At 69.6% G+C, this 14,955-nt stretch carries 14 protein-coding genes; 4 read left to right on the top strand and 10 right to left on the bottom strand.

The window, feature by feature from the left end:
- Positions 1–14 precede the first annotated feature (14 nt).
- Complete coding sequence (locus N4G63_RS22230) at positions 15–638, top strand: hypothetical protein (protein ID WP_260789803.1); 624 nt, start codon at positions 15–17, stop codon at positions 636–638.
- A 110-nt stretch (positions 639–748) separates the two neighbouring features.
- Here the strand turns inward: N4G63_RS22230 and N4G63_RS22225 are convergent, their stop codons facing one another.
- Positions 749–2,998, bottom strand: coding sequence for a helicase-related protein (locus N4G63_RS22225; protein ID WP_260789802.1), 2,250 nt, complete (start codon positions 2,996–2,998; stop codon positions 749–751).
- Between the two features lie 184 nt (positions 2,999–3,182).
- Here N4G63_RS22225 and N4G63_RS22220 point away from each other — a divergent pair, with 184 nt between their 5' ends.
- Entirely contained in the window at positions 3,183–3,413 is a 231-nt protein-coding gene (locus N4G63_RS22220) for a hypothetical protein (RefSeq protein ID WP_260790229.1), read from the top strand.
- Between the two features lie 382 nt (positions 3,414–3,795).
- Here the strand turns inward: N4G63_RS22220 and glmS are convergent, their stop codons facing one another.
- Complete coding sequence (gene glmS / locus N4G63_RS22215; RefSeq protein ID WP_260789800.1) at positions 3,796–5,625, bottom strand: glutamine--fructose-6-phosphate transaminase (isomerizing); 1,830 nt, start codon at positions 5,623–5,625, stop codon at positions 3,796–3,798.
- A 138-nt stretch (positions 5,626–5,763) separates the two neighbouring features.
- On the opposite strand from glmS, the gene N4G63_RS22210 reads away from it, so the two are divergent.
- The gene (locus N4G63_RS22210) at positions 5,764–6,252 is read left to right on the top strand and encodes an Lrp/AsnC family transcriptional regulator (protein ID WP_260789799.1); all 489 of its coding nucleotides are present in this window, start codon (positions 5,764–5,766) and stop codon (positions 6,250–6,252) included.
- A gap of 123 nt (positions 6,253–6,375) precedes the next feature.
- Here the strand turns inward: N4G63_RS22210 and N4G63_RS22205 are convergent, their stop codons facing one another.
- The 6 genes from N4G63_RS22205 to N4G63_RS22180 all read right to left on the bottom strand — a co-directional run bounded on the left by N4G63_RS22205 (position 6,376) and on the right by N4G63_RS22180 (position 12,044).
- On the bottom strand, positions 6,376–7,557 hold the full coding sequence (locus tag N4G63_RS22205) for a class I SAM-dependent rRNA methyltransferase (protein WP_260789798.1): 1,182 nt from the start codon (positions 7,555–7,557) through the stop codon (positions 6,376–6,378).
- The gene (locus tag N4G63_RS22200) at positions 7,554–8,546 is read right to left on the bottom strand and encodes a tyrosine recombinase XerC (protein WP_260789797.1); all 993 of its coding nucleotides are present in this window, start codon (positions 8,544–8,546) and stop codon (positions 7,554–7,556) included. The genes N4G63_RS22205 and N4G63_RS22200 overlap by 4 nt, the downstream gene beginning before the upstream one ends.
- An 11-nt stretch (positions 8,547–8,557) precedes the next feature.
- A complete protein-coding gene (locus N4G63_RS22195; protein ID WP_260789796.1) occupies positions 8,558–9,238 on the bottom strand; it encodes a DUF484 family protein in 681 nt (226 codons plus the stop codon).
- Positions 9,235–10,098 carry a diaminopimelate epimerase gene (gene dapF / locus N4G63_RS22190; RefSeq protein ID WP_260789795.1) on the bottom strand — a complete coding sequence of 288 codons (864 nt, stop codon included), beginning with the start codon at positions 10,096–10,098 and terminating at the stop codon, positions 9,235–9,237. Before dapF ends, N4G63_RS22195 begins: the two co-directional genes overlap by 4 nt.
- Positions 10,099–10,183: 85 nt before the next feature.
- The gene (locus N4G63_RS22185) at positions 10,184–11,098 is read right to left on the bottom strand and encodes an LpxL/LpxP family acyltransferase (RefSeq protein ID WP_260789794.1); all 915 of its coding nucleotides are present in this window, start codon (positions 11,096–11,098) and stop codon (positions 10,184–10,186) included.
- 58 nt (positions 11,099–11,156) lie between these two features.
- Complete coding sequence (locus N4G63_RS22180; protein WP_260789793.1) at positions 11,157–12,044, bottom strand: lysophospholipid acyltransferase family protein; 888 nt, start codon at positions 12,042–12,044, stop codon at positions 11,157–11,159.
- Between the two features lie 183 nt (positions 12,045–12,227).
- Between N4G63_RS22180 and metK the strand changes: the two genes are divergently transcribed.
- Complete coding sequence (metK, locus tag N4G63_RS22175) at positions 12,228–13,412, top strand: methionine adenosyltransferase (protein ID WP_314600312.1); 1,185 nt, start codon at positions 12,228–12,230, stop codon at positions 13,410–13,412.
- Positions 13,413–13,499: 87 nt separating this feature from the next.
- Here the strand turns inward: metK and N4G63_RS22170 are convergent, their stop codons facing one another.
- Positions 13,500–13,871, bottom strand: a complete 372-nt coding sequence (locus tag N4G63_RS22170) for a response regulator (RefSeq protein WP_260789791.1) — start codon at positions 13,869–13,871, stop codon at positions 13,500–13,502.
- A 56-nt stretch (positions 13,872–13,927) separates the two neighbouring features.
- Positions 13,928–14,887 carry a chemotaxis protein CheX gene (locus N4G63_RS22165; RefSeq protein WP_260789790.1) on the bottom strand — a complete coding sequence of 320 codons (960 nt, stop codon included), beginning with the start codon at positions 14,885–14,887 and terminating at the stop codon, positions 13,928–13,930.
- Between the last annotated feature and the right edge of the window lie 68 nt (positions 14,888–14,955).

The following is a 14,955-nucleotide window of genomic DNA, read 5'->3' as shown; positions in this document are numbered from 1 at the left end:
GCAAGGAGCTTCCGATGAACACGCACACCGCCCTGGGCGCAGCGCTGGCGCTGCTGCTGGCCAGCACCACGGCACAGGCCGACACACTGATCAACATCAAGGGCCACGGCAGCGACGGCGCCGGCACCGTGTTGCCGCTGAGCTACCCGTTGGCAGTGGGCTCGGTGATCGAGCTCGACAAGCCAGTGCTGCTCGACCTGCTGCCCGGCCGCTACAGCCTGGTCAACGCCTGGGGCATGCCCGGCGCGCTGTACGACACCTGGAACTTCGAGGTGCCGCAACCGGGCAGCTGGGGCAGCCACTACGTCGTCGCCGAACAGCTGCCCAGCGGCCGCTTCAGCGTGCTGGTGGATGGCCAGTCGCTCACCGAACCGACCTGCCGCAACCACTTCTGCGCCTGGGACACCCGGGCCCAGGCCACCGCAGCCTTCCTGGCCACGCCGGCCTACACCTTCACGCTGAAGCACGCGGCAACCGTCGGCTTTGTTGCGGCCGACTACTTTCTGCCCGACAACGACGGCGGCATCTCGCTGCTGCTGACCGCAGCGCCAGTGCCTGAACCCGCCACGCTGGCGCTGTGGCTGGCGGCCCTGCCGCTGCTGCGCCGGCCACTGCGCGGCCTGCGGCCTGTGCGCTGACGGCACGAACGCGGCAATCGCCATGGGGATGCACCGGCCCCCACGCCCCTTGTGCCCATTGCATGCAGTCAGGCTCCTGCTCAGGGGCCAGCGGGCCGGTGAAGCGGCCGTCAACGCCGGCCGTGCCGCACCTGCGCCAGCGGGCGCTTGCCCTTGAGTTGCCGCTCGATGCCCTCGTTGAGCCCGGCGCGCAATGCGTGCACCTCCTCCACGTGGCCGTACACACCGGGAAAGCGCAGATCCAGCCACAACCACAGCGTGCAGCCGCGCAAGGCCTGTTCCATGCGATCGAGACGGCTGTGGCCGTCCACCGCGTCGAGGAACCAGGGCTTGCCGGCCACGCCGGTCAGCGCATGGCGGCTGCTCCAGTCCAGAAACTCCTGGAACATCGATTCGGTGCGCGTGTCCACCGGCGCCTGCGCGTACTTGAAGCGGTCGCGCAGCGGCAGCTTGGCGGCGGTCTGGTCCAGCGCTTGCGCCAGCTCCAGCATCTGGTCGAGCTCGGCCACGGCGAAGTGGGCGTCGTCCAGCTTGAGTTGTTCGACGAAGACGCCCAGCACCTCGCGCAGCCGGGTCTTGTGCAGGCGCTGCGCGATGGTCTTCACGTGCCACGGGTTCGGTGCCACCGGGGCCTTGAAGTCGCGCGGCGCGCGCGGGTGCTTGTGCAGCGCGTCACTCAGGCGGCGTGCGGCGTGCGGCTCGGCCGTGTCCAGCACGCCGGCAAAGCCTTCCTCGTGCAAACCGTAGCGCCCGGCGCGGCCGGCAATCTGGTGCACCTCGCTCTCGTCCAGCGGCCGGTCGTTGGTGCCGTCGAACTTGGTCAGGGTGCTGAACAGCACGCGCCGGATCGGCAGGTTCAGCCCCATGCCGATGGCGTCGGTCGCCACCAGGATGTGCGATTGGCCGCTGGCAAAACGCTCGGCTTCGCGCCGGCGCACCTCGGGCGGCAGCGCGCCGTAGATCACCGAGACCGGATGCCCGCTGGCCGAGATGCGGTCGCGCAGCGTGAGCACGTCGCGCCGGCTGAAGGCCACCACCGCGTCGCCCAGGCGCAGCGTGTCGATGGCCACCGGCCGCGGCAGCAACTGCACATGCTGCTTGCGTTCAAACGCGCGCACGGTGCAGCGTTCGCCGCACAGGCCCAGCAGCCGCTCGATGGCCGGCACCGCGAAGTCGGAACAGATGATGATCAGTTCGTTGGCCGGCACCGCGACGATGGCCTGCGTCCAGGCCCAGCCGCGCGCGCCGTCGAAGATCATCTGCGCTTCGTCGATCACCGCCACGTCGATGGGCGTGTTGGTGCCCACCATCTCGATGGTGCTGGAGACCACGCGGGCGCCCGGCGCGGGGTCGTTCTCCTCGCCAGTCAGCAGCGAGCACGGCACGCCGCGCGCCACCAGGCGGTCACGCCCTTCCAGTGCCAGCAGGCGCAGCGGTGCCAGGTAGGCGCCACTGTGCGCGTGGGCCAGGCGTTCGAACGCCGCATGTGTCTTGCCGCTGTTGGGTGGGCCCACGTACAGCGTGACGCTGCGTTGCAGCTGGCGCGCCTTGGGAAAGGTGTCGGGGTAGCCCTGGAACGCCAGCTCGTGGTTCAGGTCGTCCAGCGTGTCCAGCTCAGCCACGCGGTGTTCCCAGCGGTCCTGCGCGCGCATGCAGGCGGCCTTCAGCTCAGGCGTCGGCATCACCACGGCGCATTCGGTCTGCAGCCGTGGCAGCAGTTCGTCCAGGCGGCGGGGCTGGTAGGCGTGGCTGCGGGCGACCAGCTGGGCCAGGTGCAACGCCAGCTCGGCAGCCTGCGGATGGGCCGGTGGCGGCCCCAGCGCGGCCCGCAGGGCGGCCAGGTCACCGCTGCGGTAGAAGGCCCACACCGGTGCCGCATCCACCGGCACGCGAAACGACACCGTGATCGGCCACGGCAGGCCCTCGGGCACCGGCACGTGAAGCGTGTGGCTCACCTGCCGCGAAAAATCGCCGCCCTGTCGCGTGACGCCCAGGCCTTCCAGCGCGGCGCGGCGTTCCAGCATCAGCGGGCGGGCGTCGGGCCCCGTGCCGACGGCATCCAGGTGGGCCAGCGCGCTGTCCATCAGCCCGGGCGCTATCCAGCGGCTGGGGCGACCACTGGGCGCCGCCTTCTGCAGTTGCACCAGGCCCAGCGTGTCCAGCCGGCTCTCGAAGCCGGGGCTGTTCTCGGGCACATAGTCGGCGGGCTTCACCACCTGCGGCAGGCAGTGCACGGCATGGCGGATGCGCTCCAGCTGCGCCCAGCCGATGTTTGCCGGCAGGCGTTGCAGGTGCTTCGGATGGGGCAGCGCCGGCGGCTTGGCAGCGCGCGAGGCGTCGTTCGGGGGGGTGGCGGACATGAGGGCGCAAGTGTCGCCTACCCTTGTGCGTTGGCTGCGTGCGTGTTCACAGGCCGGTGGGCCCAGAACACTTCAGCCGACCGCAACGTCTCTGTGGACGCGTGGTGAGTCAAAACGTCCAATGCCATCGGCTCTGGTTTGCGGTCAAGATGGCCGCTGTCGAGCCAGCGCCGAAGGTGCACCAGTGGATTGGGTTCTTGTCGCCTTCGTTCTCTTCAAGGGTTTGGTTTTCGCCACTGGCATGTACTTCGCCATCAAGTGGCATTACGACCAAGAGAAGACGAAGGCCGACGGGCAAGCGCTGCTGCGCGTGGGCACCAAGATCGGTGCCATCTTCCTGCTTGTGCTGCTCGTCTTGCTGACCTTGACGTTCGGACTCGCCAGGATGCTCGGCATGGACTTGAGACTGCCTTGACGGGCGCGCGCTGTCGATCATTGCCAGCCGGAACCGGACATGGCCACAGCCAGAAAAGCCGCAAGCATCCAAGCCAGGAACAGGGCGACTCTGCGCAGGCGCGATCGCTGCCCGAACAGCTTTCGATCCGATGGCCAGAAGAGGTGGCCTGTCGCGCCCCAATGAGTGGAGTAAGTCTTCAGTCGGTCGGACAGGCGCGAAAAGCGTAGCCCGAAGCGGCTGGGCAGCCTGCGGTAACCGCGCTGCGTCGGGTACTTGGGGGGCCAGAGCGTTCAGGAACTGGCCTTTGCCTTCGGGAGTTTTCGACTTTGTTGTCGCGTTTTCGACTTTGATGTTTACGACTTTTTTTGGTCGGAACATCCAGTGACGGGCGTCCCTGCCCTCACTCCACCGTCACACTCTTCGCCAGGTTGCGCGGCTTGTCCACGTCGGTGCCGCGCGCGCAGGCTGTGTGATAGGCCAGCAGCTGCAGCGGCACCACGTGCAGGATGGGGCTCAATGCGCCGTAGTGTTCGGGCAGGCGGATCACGTGGATGCCGGGGCTGCTCTCGATGTGGGTGTCGGCATCGGCAAACACATACAGCTCGCCGGCGCGGGCGCGCACTTCCTGCATGTTGCTCTTGAGCTTTTCCAGCAGGTCGTCGGCCGGGGCCACGGTGATCACCGGCATGCTGGCATCCACCAGGGCCAGCGGGCCGTGCTTGAGCTCGCCGGCCGGGTAGGCCTCGGCGTGGATGTAGCTGATCTCCTTGAGCTTCAAGGCGCCTTCCAGCGCGATGGGGTAGTGGCGGCCGCGGCCGAGAAACAGCGCGTTCTGGCGCGGCACAAACTGCTCGGCCCAGCCGATGATCTGCGGCTCCAGCGCCAGCACGGCCTGCAGGGCGGCGGGCAGGTGGCGCAGGTTGCGCAGCGCGGCGGCCTCGCCCTCTTGCTTGAGCTTGCCGCGGCGCTTGGCCAGCACCATGGTCAGCAGAAACAACGCCACCAGCTGGGTGGTGAAGGCCTTGGTGCTGGCCACGCCGATTTCCACGCCAGCGCGGGTGATGTAGGCCAGCTCGCACTCGCGCACCATGGCGCTGGTGGCCACGTTGCAGATGGTCAGGGTGCGGGTCATGCCGAGTGAGCGGGCATGCTTCAACGCGGCCAGGGTGTCGGCGGTTTCGCCGCTCTGGCTGATGGTGACCACCAGGGTGCGCGGGTCGGGCACGCTCTCGCGGTAGCGGTATTCGCTGGCGATCTCCACGCTGCAGGGGATGCCGGCAATGGCTTCCAGCCAGTACTTGGCGGTCATGCCCGAGTAGCTGCTGGTGCCGCAGGCCAGGATCAGCACGCGGTCGATGCCGTCAAACACCTCGCCGGCCTTGTCGCCAAACAGGTCGGGGTCGAAGCCGGCCACGCCTTCCAGCGTGTCGGCAATGGCCTTGGGCTGCTCGAAGATTTCCTTCTGCATGTAGTGGCGGTAGGGGCCCAGCTCGGCCGCGCCGCTGTGGGCGTGCACGGTGCGCACCGGGCGCTCCACGCGGGCAAAGGTGCCGTCGGCCTGGCGCTGGCTGATCCAGTGCTTGCCCAGGTGCAGGTCGACCACGTCGCCTTCTTCCAGGTAGACGATCTGGTCGGTCACGCCGGCCAGGGCCATGGCATCGCTGGCCAGAAAGGTTTCGCCTTCCCCCACACCCAGCACCAGCGGGCTGCCTTCACGCGCGCCCACCACGCGGTGCGGCTCGTCCTTGGCAAACACGGCGATCGCGTAGGCGCCCTTCAGGCGCACCACGGCGCGCTGCACGGCGTCGAGCAGGTCGCCGTCGTAGAGCTGGTGGATCAGGTGGGCGATGACCTCGGTGTCGGTCTGGCTGTCGAACACATAGCCCTTGCCCTGCAGCTCGGCGCGCAATTCGTCATGGTTCTCGATGATGCCGTTGTGCACCAGCGCAATACGATCACCCGAGAAGTGCGGGTGGGCGTTGTGCACCGCCGGCGCGCCGTGGGTGGCCCAGCGGGTGTGGGCGATGCCGGTGCCGCCGGACACCTGGTCGGCGGCGATCAGCGCGTCCAGCTCGGCCACGCGGCTGGTGCTGCGGGTGCGGCGCGGGCCGCCATGCTGGTGCACGGCCACACCGCAGCTGTCGTAGCCGCGGTACTCCAGGCGCTTGAGGCCCTCCACCAGCACGGACACGATGTTGCGATTGCTGACGGCTGCGACGATGCCACACATGGGTTGGGCCTTTGTTTGCGGTGGTGAACAGTGGGTGCCGCGCATGCTAGCGAAGGCCGCATGAAAGAGGCGTGCAAAATCGACTTGATTCTGCAATCCGTTCGCATGCATGATCGCGTCTGAAATTTTCAGGCACCAATGGCCGACTCAACGCAAGAAAACAATGCGACTGATGCGCTGGATGCGATCGATCGCCGCCTGCTGAGCCTGCTGCAGCAAGACGCCTCGCGCTCCAACCAGGCGCTGGCCGAGGCCGCGCATGTGTCGCCGGCCACGGCGCTGCGGCGGGTGCGGCGGCTGGTGGAGGCTGGCGTCATCGAGCGCCAGGTGGCCATCGTGTCGCCGCAGCGCGCCGGCGGGCTGCAGGCCATCGTGGAGATCACGCTCGACCGCCAGGGCGCCGAGCATGTGGCGGCCTTCGAGGCCCGCGCCGTGGCCGATGCCGCCGTGCAGCAGTGCTGGCGGGTGAGCCCCGGGCCCGATCTGCTGCTGGTGCTGTGGCTGGCCGACATGCCGGCCTATCACGCGCTGGTGCAGCGCCTGTTCACGCAAGACGCCAATGTGCGCAACGTGAAGACCTTCTTTGCCACGCACCGGGCCAAGTTCGAGCCGGCGGTCGGGCTGTAGCGCCGCACGAGCTCACCGCCGGCGCCGGGCCACCGGGTGCATGGCCGGCGCCAGGCCGTCGGGTGCATGGCCGGCGCCAGGCCGCCGGGTGCATGGCCAGCGCCAGGCCGCCGGGTGCGCGCGCTACAGCCGCAGCAGCGCCAGGCCCTTGAGGTATTCGCCCTCGGGAAACTCCAGCGTCGTCGGGTGGTCGCAGGCGCCCTCCAGGCGCTGCAGGATGCTGGCATTGACCCCGGCATCCAGCCCGGCACTGGCCACTACCTTGTGAAACAGCTCGGCGCTCACGCCGCCCGAGCAGCTGTAGGTCATCAGCAGGCCGCCGGGGGCCAGCAGCTTGAGGCCCAGGCGGTTGATGTCCTTGTAGGCGCGCGCGGCACGTTCGGCATGTGCGGCGCTGGGTGCGAACTTGGGCGGGTCGAGCACGATGGCGTCGAACTGCCGGCCATCGGCCAGGGCCTGGCGCAACCAGGCGTTGACGTCGGCATCGGCAAAGTGGTGCGCGGCATCGTCGAAGCCGTTGCGGCGCAGGTTGTCGCGCGCACGCTCGAGCGCTGGTGCAGACGAGTCCACCGTGGTCACCTCGGCCGCGCCACCGGCCAGCGCGGCCACGCTGAAGCCGCCGGTGTAGGCATAGCAGTTCAGCACCGTGCGGCAGCCCAGCTGGCTCACCAGCTGGGCAAAGCGCTGGCGGTTGTCGCGCTGGTCGAGGTAGTAGCCGGTCTTGTGGCCCTGGGCCACGTCCAGGCCCAGCTGCCAGCCGTGCTCGGTGATGCTCAGCTCGGTGGGGCCCTCGCCGCGCAGCCAGCCGGTGCGCTGCGCCAGGCCCTCAAGCTTGCGCACATTGACATCCGAGCGCTCGTACAGCCGCGACAGGCCGGTGATCTGCAACAGCGCATCGGCAATCACCGGCTGCCAGCGCTCGGCCCCGGCGGCCAGAAACTGCACGCTCAGCGTGTCGCCGTAGCGGTCCACCACCAGGCCGGGCAGGCCATCGGCCTCGCCATGCACCAGGCGCACGCCGTCGCTGTGGATGGCCAGGCGGTCGCGCAGCGCAATGGCCTGGCGCAGCCGGCGCTCGAAGAAGGCCTCGTCGATGCGCTCGGCCTCGTCAAAGCTCCAGGCCCGCACGCGGATGTTCGAGGCCGGGCTGTAGGCGCCCCAGCCAAGAAAGCGGCCATCGGCCGACTCCAGCCGCACGGTGTCGCCCAGCTCGGCGTGGCCCTGCGTGATGCTGCCCTCAAACACCCAGGGGTGGCGGCGTTGCAGCGAACGCTCCTTGCCGTCGCGCAGTCGGATCGTCTTCATGGGCTGGTCTGCTTCTTCTTGGCCCGCGGATGGGCGGCGTCGTACACCTTGGCCAGGTGCTGAAAGTCGAGCTTGGTGTAGATCTGCGTGGTGCTGATGCTGGCGTGGCCCAGCAGCTCCTGCACGCCGCGCAGGTCGCCGCTGCTTTGCAGCAGGTGCGAGGCATAGCTGTGGCGCAGCATGTGCGGGTGCACGCCGGTGGGCAGGCCGGCGGCCTGGCCCAGCGCGGTGATGCGGGTGCGCACCTGGCTGCTGCTGAGCCGGGTGCCGTGGCGGGTGACAAACAGCGCCGGCTCGTCGGGCGGCGCCATCTGGGCGCGCACCGCCAGCCAGTCGGTCAGCGCCTGCAGCGCCGCACGGCCCACCGGCACGCTGCGCCGCTTGCTGCCCTTGCCCAGCACATGGGCCGTGCCCTCGGCCGGGTCGATCCAGCCGGCGGCCTGCGGGCCGGGCAGCGCGTCCAGGCCCACCAGCTCGCCCACGCGCAGGCCGCAGCCGTACAGCAGCTCAACGATGGCATGGTCGCGGGCCGCCAGCACTGGGTTCTCGGTGGGCACCGGCTGGTCGGCCAGGGCCATGGCCTGGTCCACCGACAGCGCCTTGGGCAGCGGCTTGGGCGCCTTGGGCGGACGCAGGCCGTCCACCGGGTTGTGCGAGACCCTCAGCTCGCGCCCCCAGTGCCGGTACAGGCCGCGCCAGGCCGCCAGCGCGATGGCGATGCTGCGCGGCCCCAGGCCGCGCTCGCGCAGCTGCGCCATCCAGGCCCGGATGTGGTGGGCCCGCGCCTGGCCCAGCGGCACATCGTCGTCGGCGGCCGACTGCTGCAGCCAGTGCAGCGCATCGGTGTACATGGCCACGGTGCGCGGTGCCAGCCGGCGCGCCACGCGCAGGTGCTGCAAAAAGGCCTCGATGTCTGCCGCCAGCGGCCGGCGCGAGGGTGTGCCCACCCCTGCCTGCTCGGCTTGCGCGGCGTGCCGGGCCGTGGCCATGTGCCGCGGCGTCAGTTCATCGGCAGCAGGCGCGACAGGCCCGCGCCCGCCACCTCGCCGATGCGCACCAGAAAATCGGTGCCCATGTCGGCCGTGTAGCGCGTGGGGTCGGGCGAACCCAGCACCAGCAGGCCGAAGGGCTCGTCGGCCAGGCCGCTGCGCAGCGGGATCAATGCCACCGACTGCACGGTGCCGGCGTCCTCGAGCCAGCCCACTGCCTCGAAGCCCGAGTTCAGGCCGCAATAGGGCAGCGCCAGACTGCCCACCAGCGCCTTGGTGTCGTCGCTGACGCCCTGGGTGTAGGTGAGGTCGTCGTAGGCCTCGTCCATGCCCCACAGGCGCAGCGTGGCCTGCGGAATCAGGAACTCGTGGCGCAGCGTGGACAGCAGCACGTCGGGCATGTTGCCGGCATAACGCACCAGCATGATGGCCCGGGTGTAGCGGTGCAGCCGGTCGGCGATGGCCATGTTCTCGTTGCCATGGCGGATCATCTCGATGATCCGGTGCTCCAGGCCCTTGATCTTCTCGCGCAGCATTTCCATCTGCCGCTCCTGCAGCGACACGGCGCGCTGGCCATGCGGGCTGGTGAGCTGGATGCTGGCCAGCAGCTCGGCATGGCGCTCGAAGAACCCGGGCGTGTTGGCCAGGTAGTTGGCAATGTCGTTCTCGGTGATCGCGCCTTCGATGCTCACAGTTCGATCTCTCCTTGGTACACGGTTTCGGCCGGGCCGGTCATGCGCACGCTGGCGTCGTCGGCCGGCCATTCCACGGTGAGCAGGCCGCCGCGGGCCTGCACGTTGACACGCCGGTCCAGCCAGCCCAGGCGGATGCCCGCCACCACCGCGGCGCAGGCGCCGGTGCCGCAGGCCAGGGTTTCGCCGGCATCGCGCTCCCACACGCGCAGGGCGATCTCGTCGCGGCCCAGCACCTGCATGAAGCCGGCATTGACCTTGCGCGCAAAGCGGGCGTGCGTTTCCACCAGCGGCCCCAGGGCCGTGACCGGCGCCTCGCGCACATCGCCCACCCGCTGCACCGCATGCGGATTGCCCATCGACAACACCGCCACCTCGACGCGCCGGCCCTCGCCCACGTCCAGCGGCCACAGCGCAAAGCCGCCGTTGCCACCCTCCAGGCGCGGCACCAGGCCCTGGGCATCGAAGGGCACACGATCGAGCTCGAAGATCGGGCGGTTCATGTCCACCGTGACGCGGCCATCGTCCTGCAGCGTCAGCTCGAGGCGGTTGTTCACCGTCTCGACCTTCACGGTGCGCTGCGTGGTCAGGCCGCGCTCGTGCACGAAGCGCACGAAGCAGCGCGCGCCGTTGCCGCAGTGCTCGACCTCGTCGCCGGTGTTGTTGAAGATGCGGTAGCGGAAGTCGACCTCGGCGCTGCGCGCCGGCTCGACCATCAGGATCTGGTCGGCGCCCACGCCGAAGCGGCGGTCGCCCAGGCGGCGCAGTTGCTCGCGCGTGAGCTCGATCGGCGCGCGCGTGGCGTCGAGCACGACGAAGTCGTTGCCCGCGCCCTGCATCTTGGTGAAAGTCAATCGCATCGCGGCATTATCCGCTGCGGTCAACGGCCGCTGCGGTCTGGCGCCGGGCCGCTGCCGGCGGGCCGGCGCACCCAGGCCGGCGCGCTCAGTACAGCGGGGCCTCGCCCGGCGGCCGCGTCTTGAAGCGCCGGTGCACCCACAGGTACTGCGCCGGCTGCTGCAGCACCTCGTGCTCGATCCAGGCGTTCATGCGCCGCGCCGCGGCCAGGTCATCGTCACCCGGAAAGTCGGTCCAGGGCGCCAGAAAGCGCACCCGGTAGCCCTGGCCCCCGGGCAACAGCTCGGCCACCACCGGCTGCACCACCATGCGCAGCGAGCGCGCCATGCGCGCCGGCGCCAGCAGCGTGGCCGCCGGCACGCCGAAGAAGGGCACGAAGCCCGCATCGCGCGCGCCGAAATCCATGTCGGGCAGGTTGAAGAACACGCAGCCCTGACGCACCGCACGGATCAGCGGCAGCGCGCGCTCACCGCGCGAGAACACCTGGCCCAGGCCGAAGCGCAGCCGGCCACGGCGCATCGCGGCATCGAACACCGGGTTGCTCTGCGCCTGGTAGATCGAGCCCACCTGGCGGCGCTGGAACAGCTGCGTGGCCACGCCCGCCACGTCCAGCGCCACGAAGTGCGGCACCAGCCACATCACCGGCGTGTCGGGGTGGCGCTCGGCCCAGTCGACCTCGCCTTCCACATGGATCAGCCGGCGCAAGCGCGCGTGCGAGGCATACCAGAGCAGGCCGCGCTCCAGCAGGCTGCGCGCCAGCCACTGGAAGTGCTCGCGCGCCAGCCGCTCGCGCGCGGCGTCGTCCAGCTGCGGCTGGCACAGCGCGATGTTGCGCAGCGCCACCCGGCGCCGGCTGCCGGCCAGCGCATACAGGCTGCGGCCCAGCCCGCGCCCGATGGCCGCCTGCACGCCCAGCGGCAGCAGGTGCAGCAGCCACAGCAGGCCCAGCAGCAGGCGCGCGCCCCATTGCGCGGCGGCGCTGGCCGAACGGCCGGCGCTCACCGCAGCGCCCCCGGCGCGGCGCTGCGCGGCAACCCGGCCCCAGCCCGGTGTGGCGCCCTCATGCGGCCTCCTCGCCGGTGACGGCCTGCACACGGCGCGGCTGCTTGTAGCGGTGGTAGCCCCACAGGTACTGGCCGGGCTGCTGGGCGATCAGGCGCGCCATCTCGTCGTTCAGCGCGCTGGCGCAGGCCAGTTGCAGCGCGGCGTCGCTGTTGGCGGTGGCCGGCAGCGCGGCGCTGGGTTCGCTCACCCGCAGCACCCAGCCGGCCCCCTGCGGCAGGCGCTCGGCCCAGATCAGCAGCCAGGCGGCGCCGGTCTGCTGCACCAGGCGCGAGGCCAGGGTCATGGTGTAGGCCGGACGACCGAAAAACGGCGCCCACACGCCCATGCCTTCGGGCGGCACCTGGTCGGGCAGCACGCCCACGCACTCGCCGCGGCGCAGCGCGCGGATCATCTGGCGCACCCCCGCCAGCGCCGCCGGTGCGGTGGCCAGGCCGGGGCGGTTGCGTGCGGTTTCCTGCAGCGTGCGCAGCCATGGCTGACGCGCCGGGCGGTACATCGCGGTAAGCCGGGTGCGCTGGCCCCAGCGTTCGGCAATGGCCTGCGCGCAGACCTCGAAGCTGCCCAGGTGCGGCGTCAGCAGCACCAGGCCGCGGCCGGCGTCGAGCGCCTGCTCGATCAGCGCCGCACCCTGCCACTGCACCCGCGCACCCAGCGGCCGGTCCAGCGGGCGCAGCCACAGCCAGGGCAGCTCGGCCACCATGCGGCCGGCCGCCGCCACGGCCTGGCGCCGCACCACCGGGCCGAAGCCGGCCTGCTGCACATGGGCGCGCAGGCGCTGCCGGTAGGCGCCCGACAGCGCATAGGCCAGCCAGCCCAGCGCACTGCCAAGCCGCTGCAAATTGATCAGGGAAAGCCGGCCTAACCAGCGCATCAGCGACAGCATGCTTCTTATAATGGGCGCAATCGCCGAGTTAAAGGACAACTTGCGGGGCGATGCGTGGTGCAAGTCCACGCCGTGCAGCCTGGCGCCTTCGGGCACCGCGCACGCCAAACACCGCTAAAGCGTTCGCCGCCTCCTTGACGTTGAAACGGCGACGCGTTTTTCAACATCACTGGAGTGTATTGAATGGCGAACGACTTCCTCTTCACGTCCGAGTCCGTGTCGGAGGGCCATCCCGACAAGGTGGCCGACCAGATCTCCGACGCGATCCTCGACGCGATCTTCGCGCAAGACCCGCGCAGCCGCGTGGCCGCCGAGACCCTGACCAACACCGGTCTGGTGGTGCTGGCCGGCGAGATCACCACGCAGGCCAATGTCGACTACATCCAGGTCGCGCGCGACACCATCAAGCGCATCGGCTACGACAACACCGAGTACGGCATCGACTACAAGGGCTGCGCGGTGCTGGTGGCCTACGACAAGCAGAGCAACGACATCGCGCAGGGCGTCGACCACGCCAGCGACGACCACCTGAACACCGGCGCCGGTGACCAGGGCCTGATGTTCGGCTACGCCTGCAACGAGACGCCCAGCCTGATGCCCGCGCCGATCCACTACGCGCACCGCCTGGTCGAGCGCCAGGCGCAGCTGCGCAAGGACGGCCGCCTGCCCTTCCTGCGTCCCGACGCCAAGAGCCAGGTGACGATGCGCTATGTGGATGGCAAGCCGCACAGCATCGACACCGTGGTGCTCAGCACCCAGCACAGCCCCGACCAGAGCGAAACGCCCACCAAGATGAAGCAGAGCTTCATCGACGCCGTGATCGAGGAGATCATCAAGCCGGTGCTGCCGGCCGAGTGGATCAAGGAGACGCGCTACCTGGTCAACCCGACCGGTCGCTTCGTGATCGGTGGCCCGCAGGGCGATTGCGGCCTGACCGGCCGCAAGATCATCGTCGACACCTACGGCGGCGCCTGCCCGCACGGCGGCGGTGCCTTCTCGGGCAAGGACCCGAGCAAGGTCGACCGCTCGGCCGCCTATGCCGCACGCTACGTGGCCAAGAACGTGGTCGCCGCGGGCCTGGCCAAGCAGTGCCAGGTGCAGGTGGCCTATGCCATCGGCGTGGCCAAGCCGATGAACATCACGGTCTACACCGAAGGCACCGGCGTGATCCCCGACAGCGAGATCGCCAAGCTGGTGGAAGCGCACTTCGACCTGCGCCCCAAGGGCATCATCCAGATGCTGGACCTGCTGCGCCCGATCTACCAGAAGACCGCCGCCTACGGCCACTTCGGCCGCGACGAGCCCGAGTTCACCTGGGAGCGCACCGACAAGGCTGCCGCGCTGCGCGAGGCCGCGGGCCTGAAGTAAGCACCGCGCCGGGCGCCACGCGCGCCCGCGGCACCAACAGCAAGGGCGGCCCGCGGGCCGCCCTTTTGCATGGCCGCGGCCGCGCGCTCAGGCCATGCCGCAGAACTTGCGGAACGGGCCCAGCACCGCGTCGCCGCGAAAGGGCTTGACGATCCAGCCGGTGACCCCCACCTCGCGGCCACGCGCGCGGATGGCGCTGTTGTCCTCGGTGGTGAGCATGACGATGCGCACGTCCTTGTTGCCCAGCTCGGTGCGGATCTTCTCGGCCATGGTCAGGCCGTCCATGTTGGGCATGTTGATGTCGCTGACGATCAGCCGGATGTCCGGAAACTTGCCCAGCTGCGCCAGGCCCTCGCGGCCATCGCTGGCCACGGCCACGTCGAAGCCGTTGCGGCTGAGGAAGGTGGAGACGATCTCACGCATCGTGCTGGAGTCGTCGACGACCAGGACGTTGGCCATGTGGGTACCTCTGACGGACGGTGTAGTGGGTGTGGAGCGCGGCGCTTGCTGCCGCGTCAGAACAGTTCGAGCTCGCCGGTGCCGCCGGCCTCTGGCGGGGCGGCTGAAAACTCGGTGAACTTCTCGGGTGACCAGAGCAGGTTGAAGATCAGCCGCTGCACGATCACCAGCGGCGGCAGGCCCGGCCGGCGCGGATCGGACAGCTGGTAGCGGATGCACAGCTGCGGGTCCTGCGAGCCGAAGGAGATGTACTTCTGCTCGTGGTTGATGACGATGGGCACCTGGGTCTGCTGCGTGGCAAAGGCCTGCGGCGGGATGTAGCGGTTCTTGAACGCGCCCCAGATCAGGTTGGTGGTCTCGCCCAGCAGGTTGTTGAGCTCGCGGAAGTTGAGGTCGCCGCCCACGCCTTCGTAGCCAAAGCCCTGCAGCATGCCCTGGCGCAGCGCGCTCTCCTCGGTCTGCAGCATCATGTAGCCGCGGCACCAGGTGCTTTCCAGCGCGATCAGCGTCGACACCTGGCCGAAGATGATGCGGTCGTGCACCACATAGGGCGGCTCGTTGTCGACCTGGGCATTCGGAAACATCGAGCGGATGGCGCCCGAGGTCAGCTCGACCACGCCATTGACCAGCTCGGGCGGGTAGCGCAGGCTGAACAGGCTCTTGTTGAGGGCCTCGCGCAGCGTGTCGAGCCCGGTCCAGGCATGGGCCAGGCTGAGCTTCAGGTCATCGGCCAGCGGCGCATCGCCGGTGCGGCGCAGAAAGATCGGCAGCTCGGGCCGCTGGCGGTGGATGGCCCGGGCCAGCGACAGGGCATCGCCGCTTTCGCAGGGCAGGTCTTCGGCCAGCATCACGCCGCCCAGGTCCTTGTGCTGGGCCAGCGTGGGCAGGGCATCGGTGGCACTGCGCGGCAACGCCACCAGTCCCAGCGACTGGGCCAGATCCCACAGTGTCTGGTAGTGACGCGGGTCGTGCTCCAGCAACAAGAGCTTGGCGGCCAGGGTGGGGGCTTCGGACATGGGTGTTTTTGCGCGCGCTCAATGGACAACAGGGCGCCGGCCAAGCCGGACCATCGAGTCTGTGTATC

The organism is Aquabacterium sp. OR-4 (genome assembly GCF_025290835.2).
GTDB lineage: Bacteria > Pseudomonadota > Gammaproteobacteria > Burkholderiales > Burkholderiaceae_C > Pseudaquabacterium.
The sequence above is the reverse complement of the archived record's forward strand: the minus strand, read 5'-3'. Positions and strand labels throughout refer to the sequence as shown.

Bases quoted from the DNA above. Each gene is read 5' to 3' on its own strand.
- N4G63_RS22230 (WP_260789803.1), top strand. From the start codon at position 15: ATGAACACGCACACCGCCCTGGGCGCAGCGCTGGCGCTGCTGCTGGCC.
- N4G63_RS22165 (WP_260789790.1), bottom strand. From the start codon at position 14,887: ATGTCCGAAGCCCCCACCCTGGCCGCCAAGCTCTTGTTGCTGGAGCAC.
- metK (WP_314600312.1), top strand. From the start codon at position 12,228: ATGGCGAACGACTTCCTCTTCACGTCCGAGTCCGTGTCGGAGGGCCAT.
- N4G63_RS22225 (WP_260789802.1), bottom strand. From the start codon at position 2,998: ATGTCCGCCACCCCCCCGAACGACGCCTCGCGCGCTGCCAAGCCGCCG.
- N4G63_RS22205 (WP_260789798.1), bottom strand. From the start codon at position 7,557: ATGAAGACGATCCGACTGCGCGACGGCAAGGAGCGTTCGCTGCAACGC.
- N4G63_RS22170 (WP_260789791.1), bottom strand. From the start codon at position 13,871: ATGGCCAACGTCCTGGTCGTCGACGACTCCAGCACGATGCGTGAGATC.
- N4G63_RS22200 (WP_260789797.1), bottom strand. From the start codon at position 8,546: ATGGCCACGGCCCGGCACGCCGCGCAAGCCGAGCAGGCAGGGGTGGGC.
- glmS (WP_260789800.1), bottom strand. From the start codon at position 5,625: ATGTGTGGCATCGTCGCAGCCGTCAGCAATCGCAACATCGTGTCCGTG.
- dapF (WP_260789795.1), bottom strand. From the start codon at position 10,098: ATGCGATTGACTTTCACCAAGATGCAGGGCGCGGGCAACGACTTCGTC.
- N4G63_RS22180 (WP_260789793.1), bottom strand. From the start codon at position 12,044: ATGCTGTCGCTGATGCGCTGGTTAGGCCGGCTTTCCCTGATCAATTTG.
- N4G63_RS22210 (WP_260789799.1), top strand. From the start codon at position 5,764: ATGGCCGACTCAACGCAAGAAAACAATGCGACTGATGCGCTGGATGCG.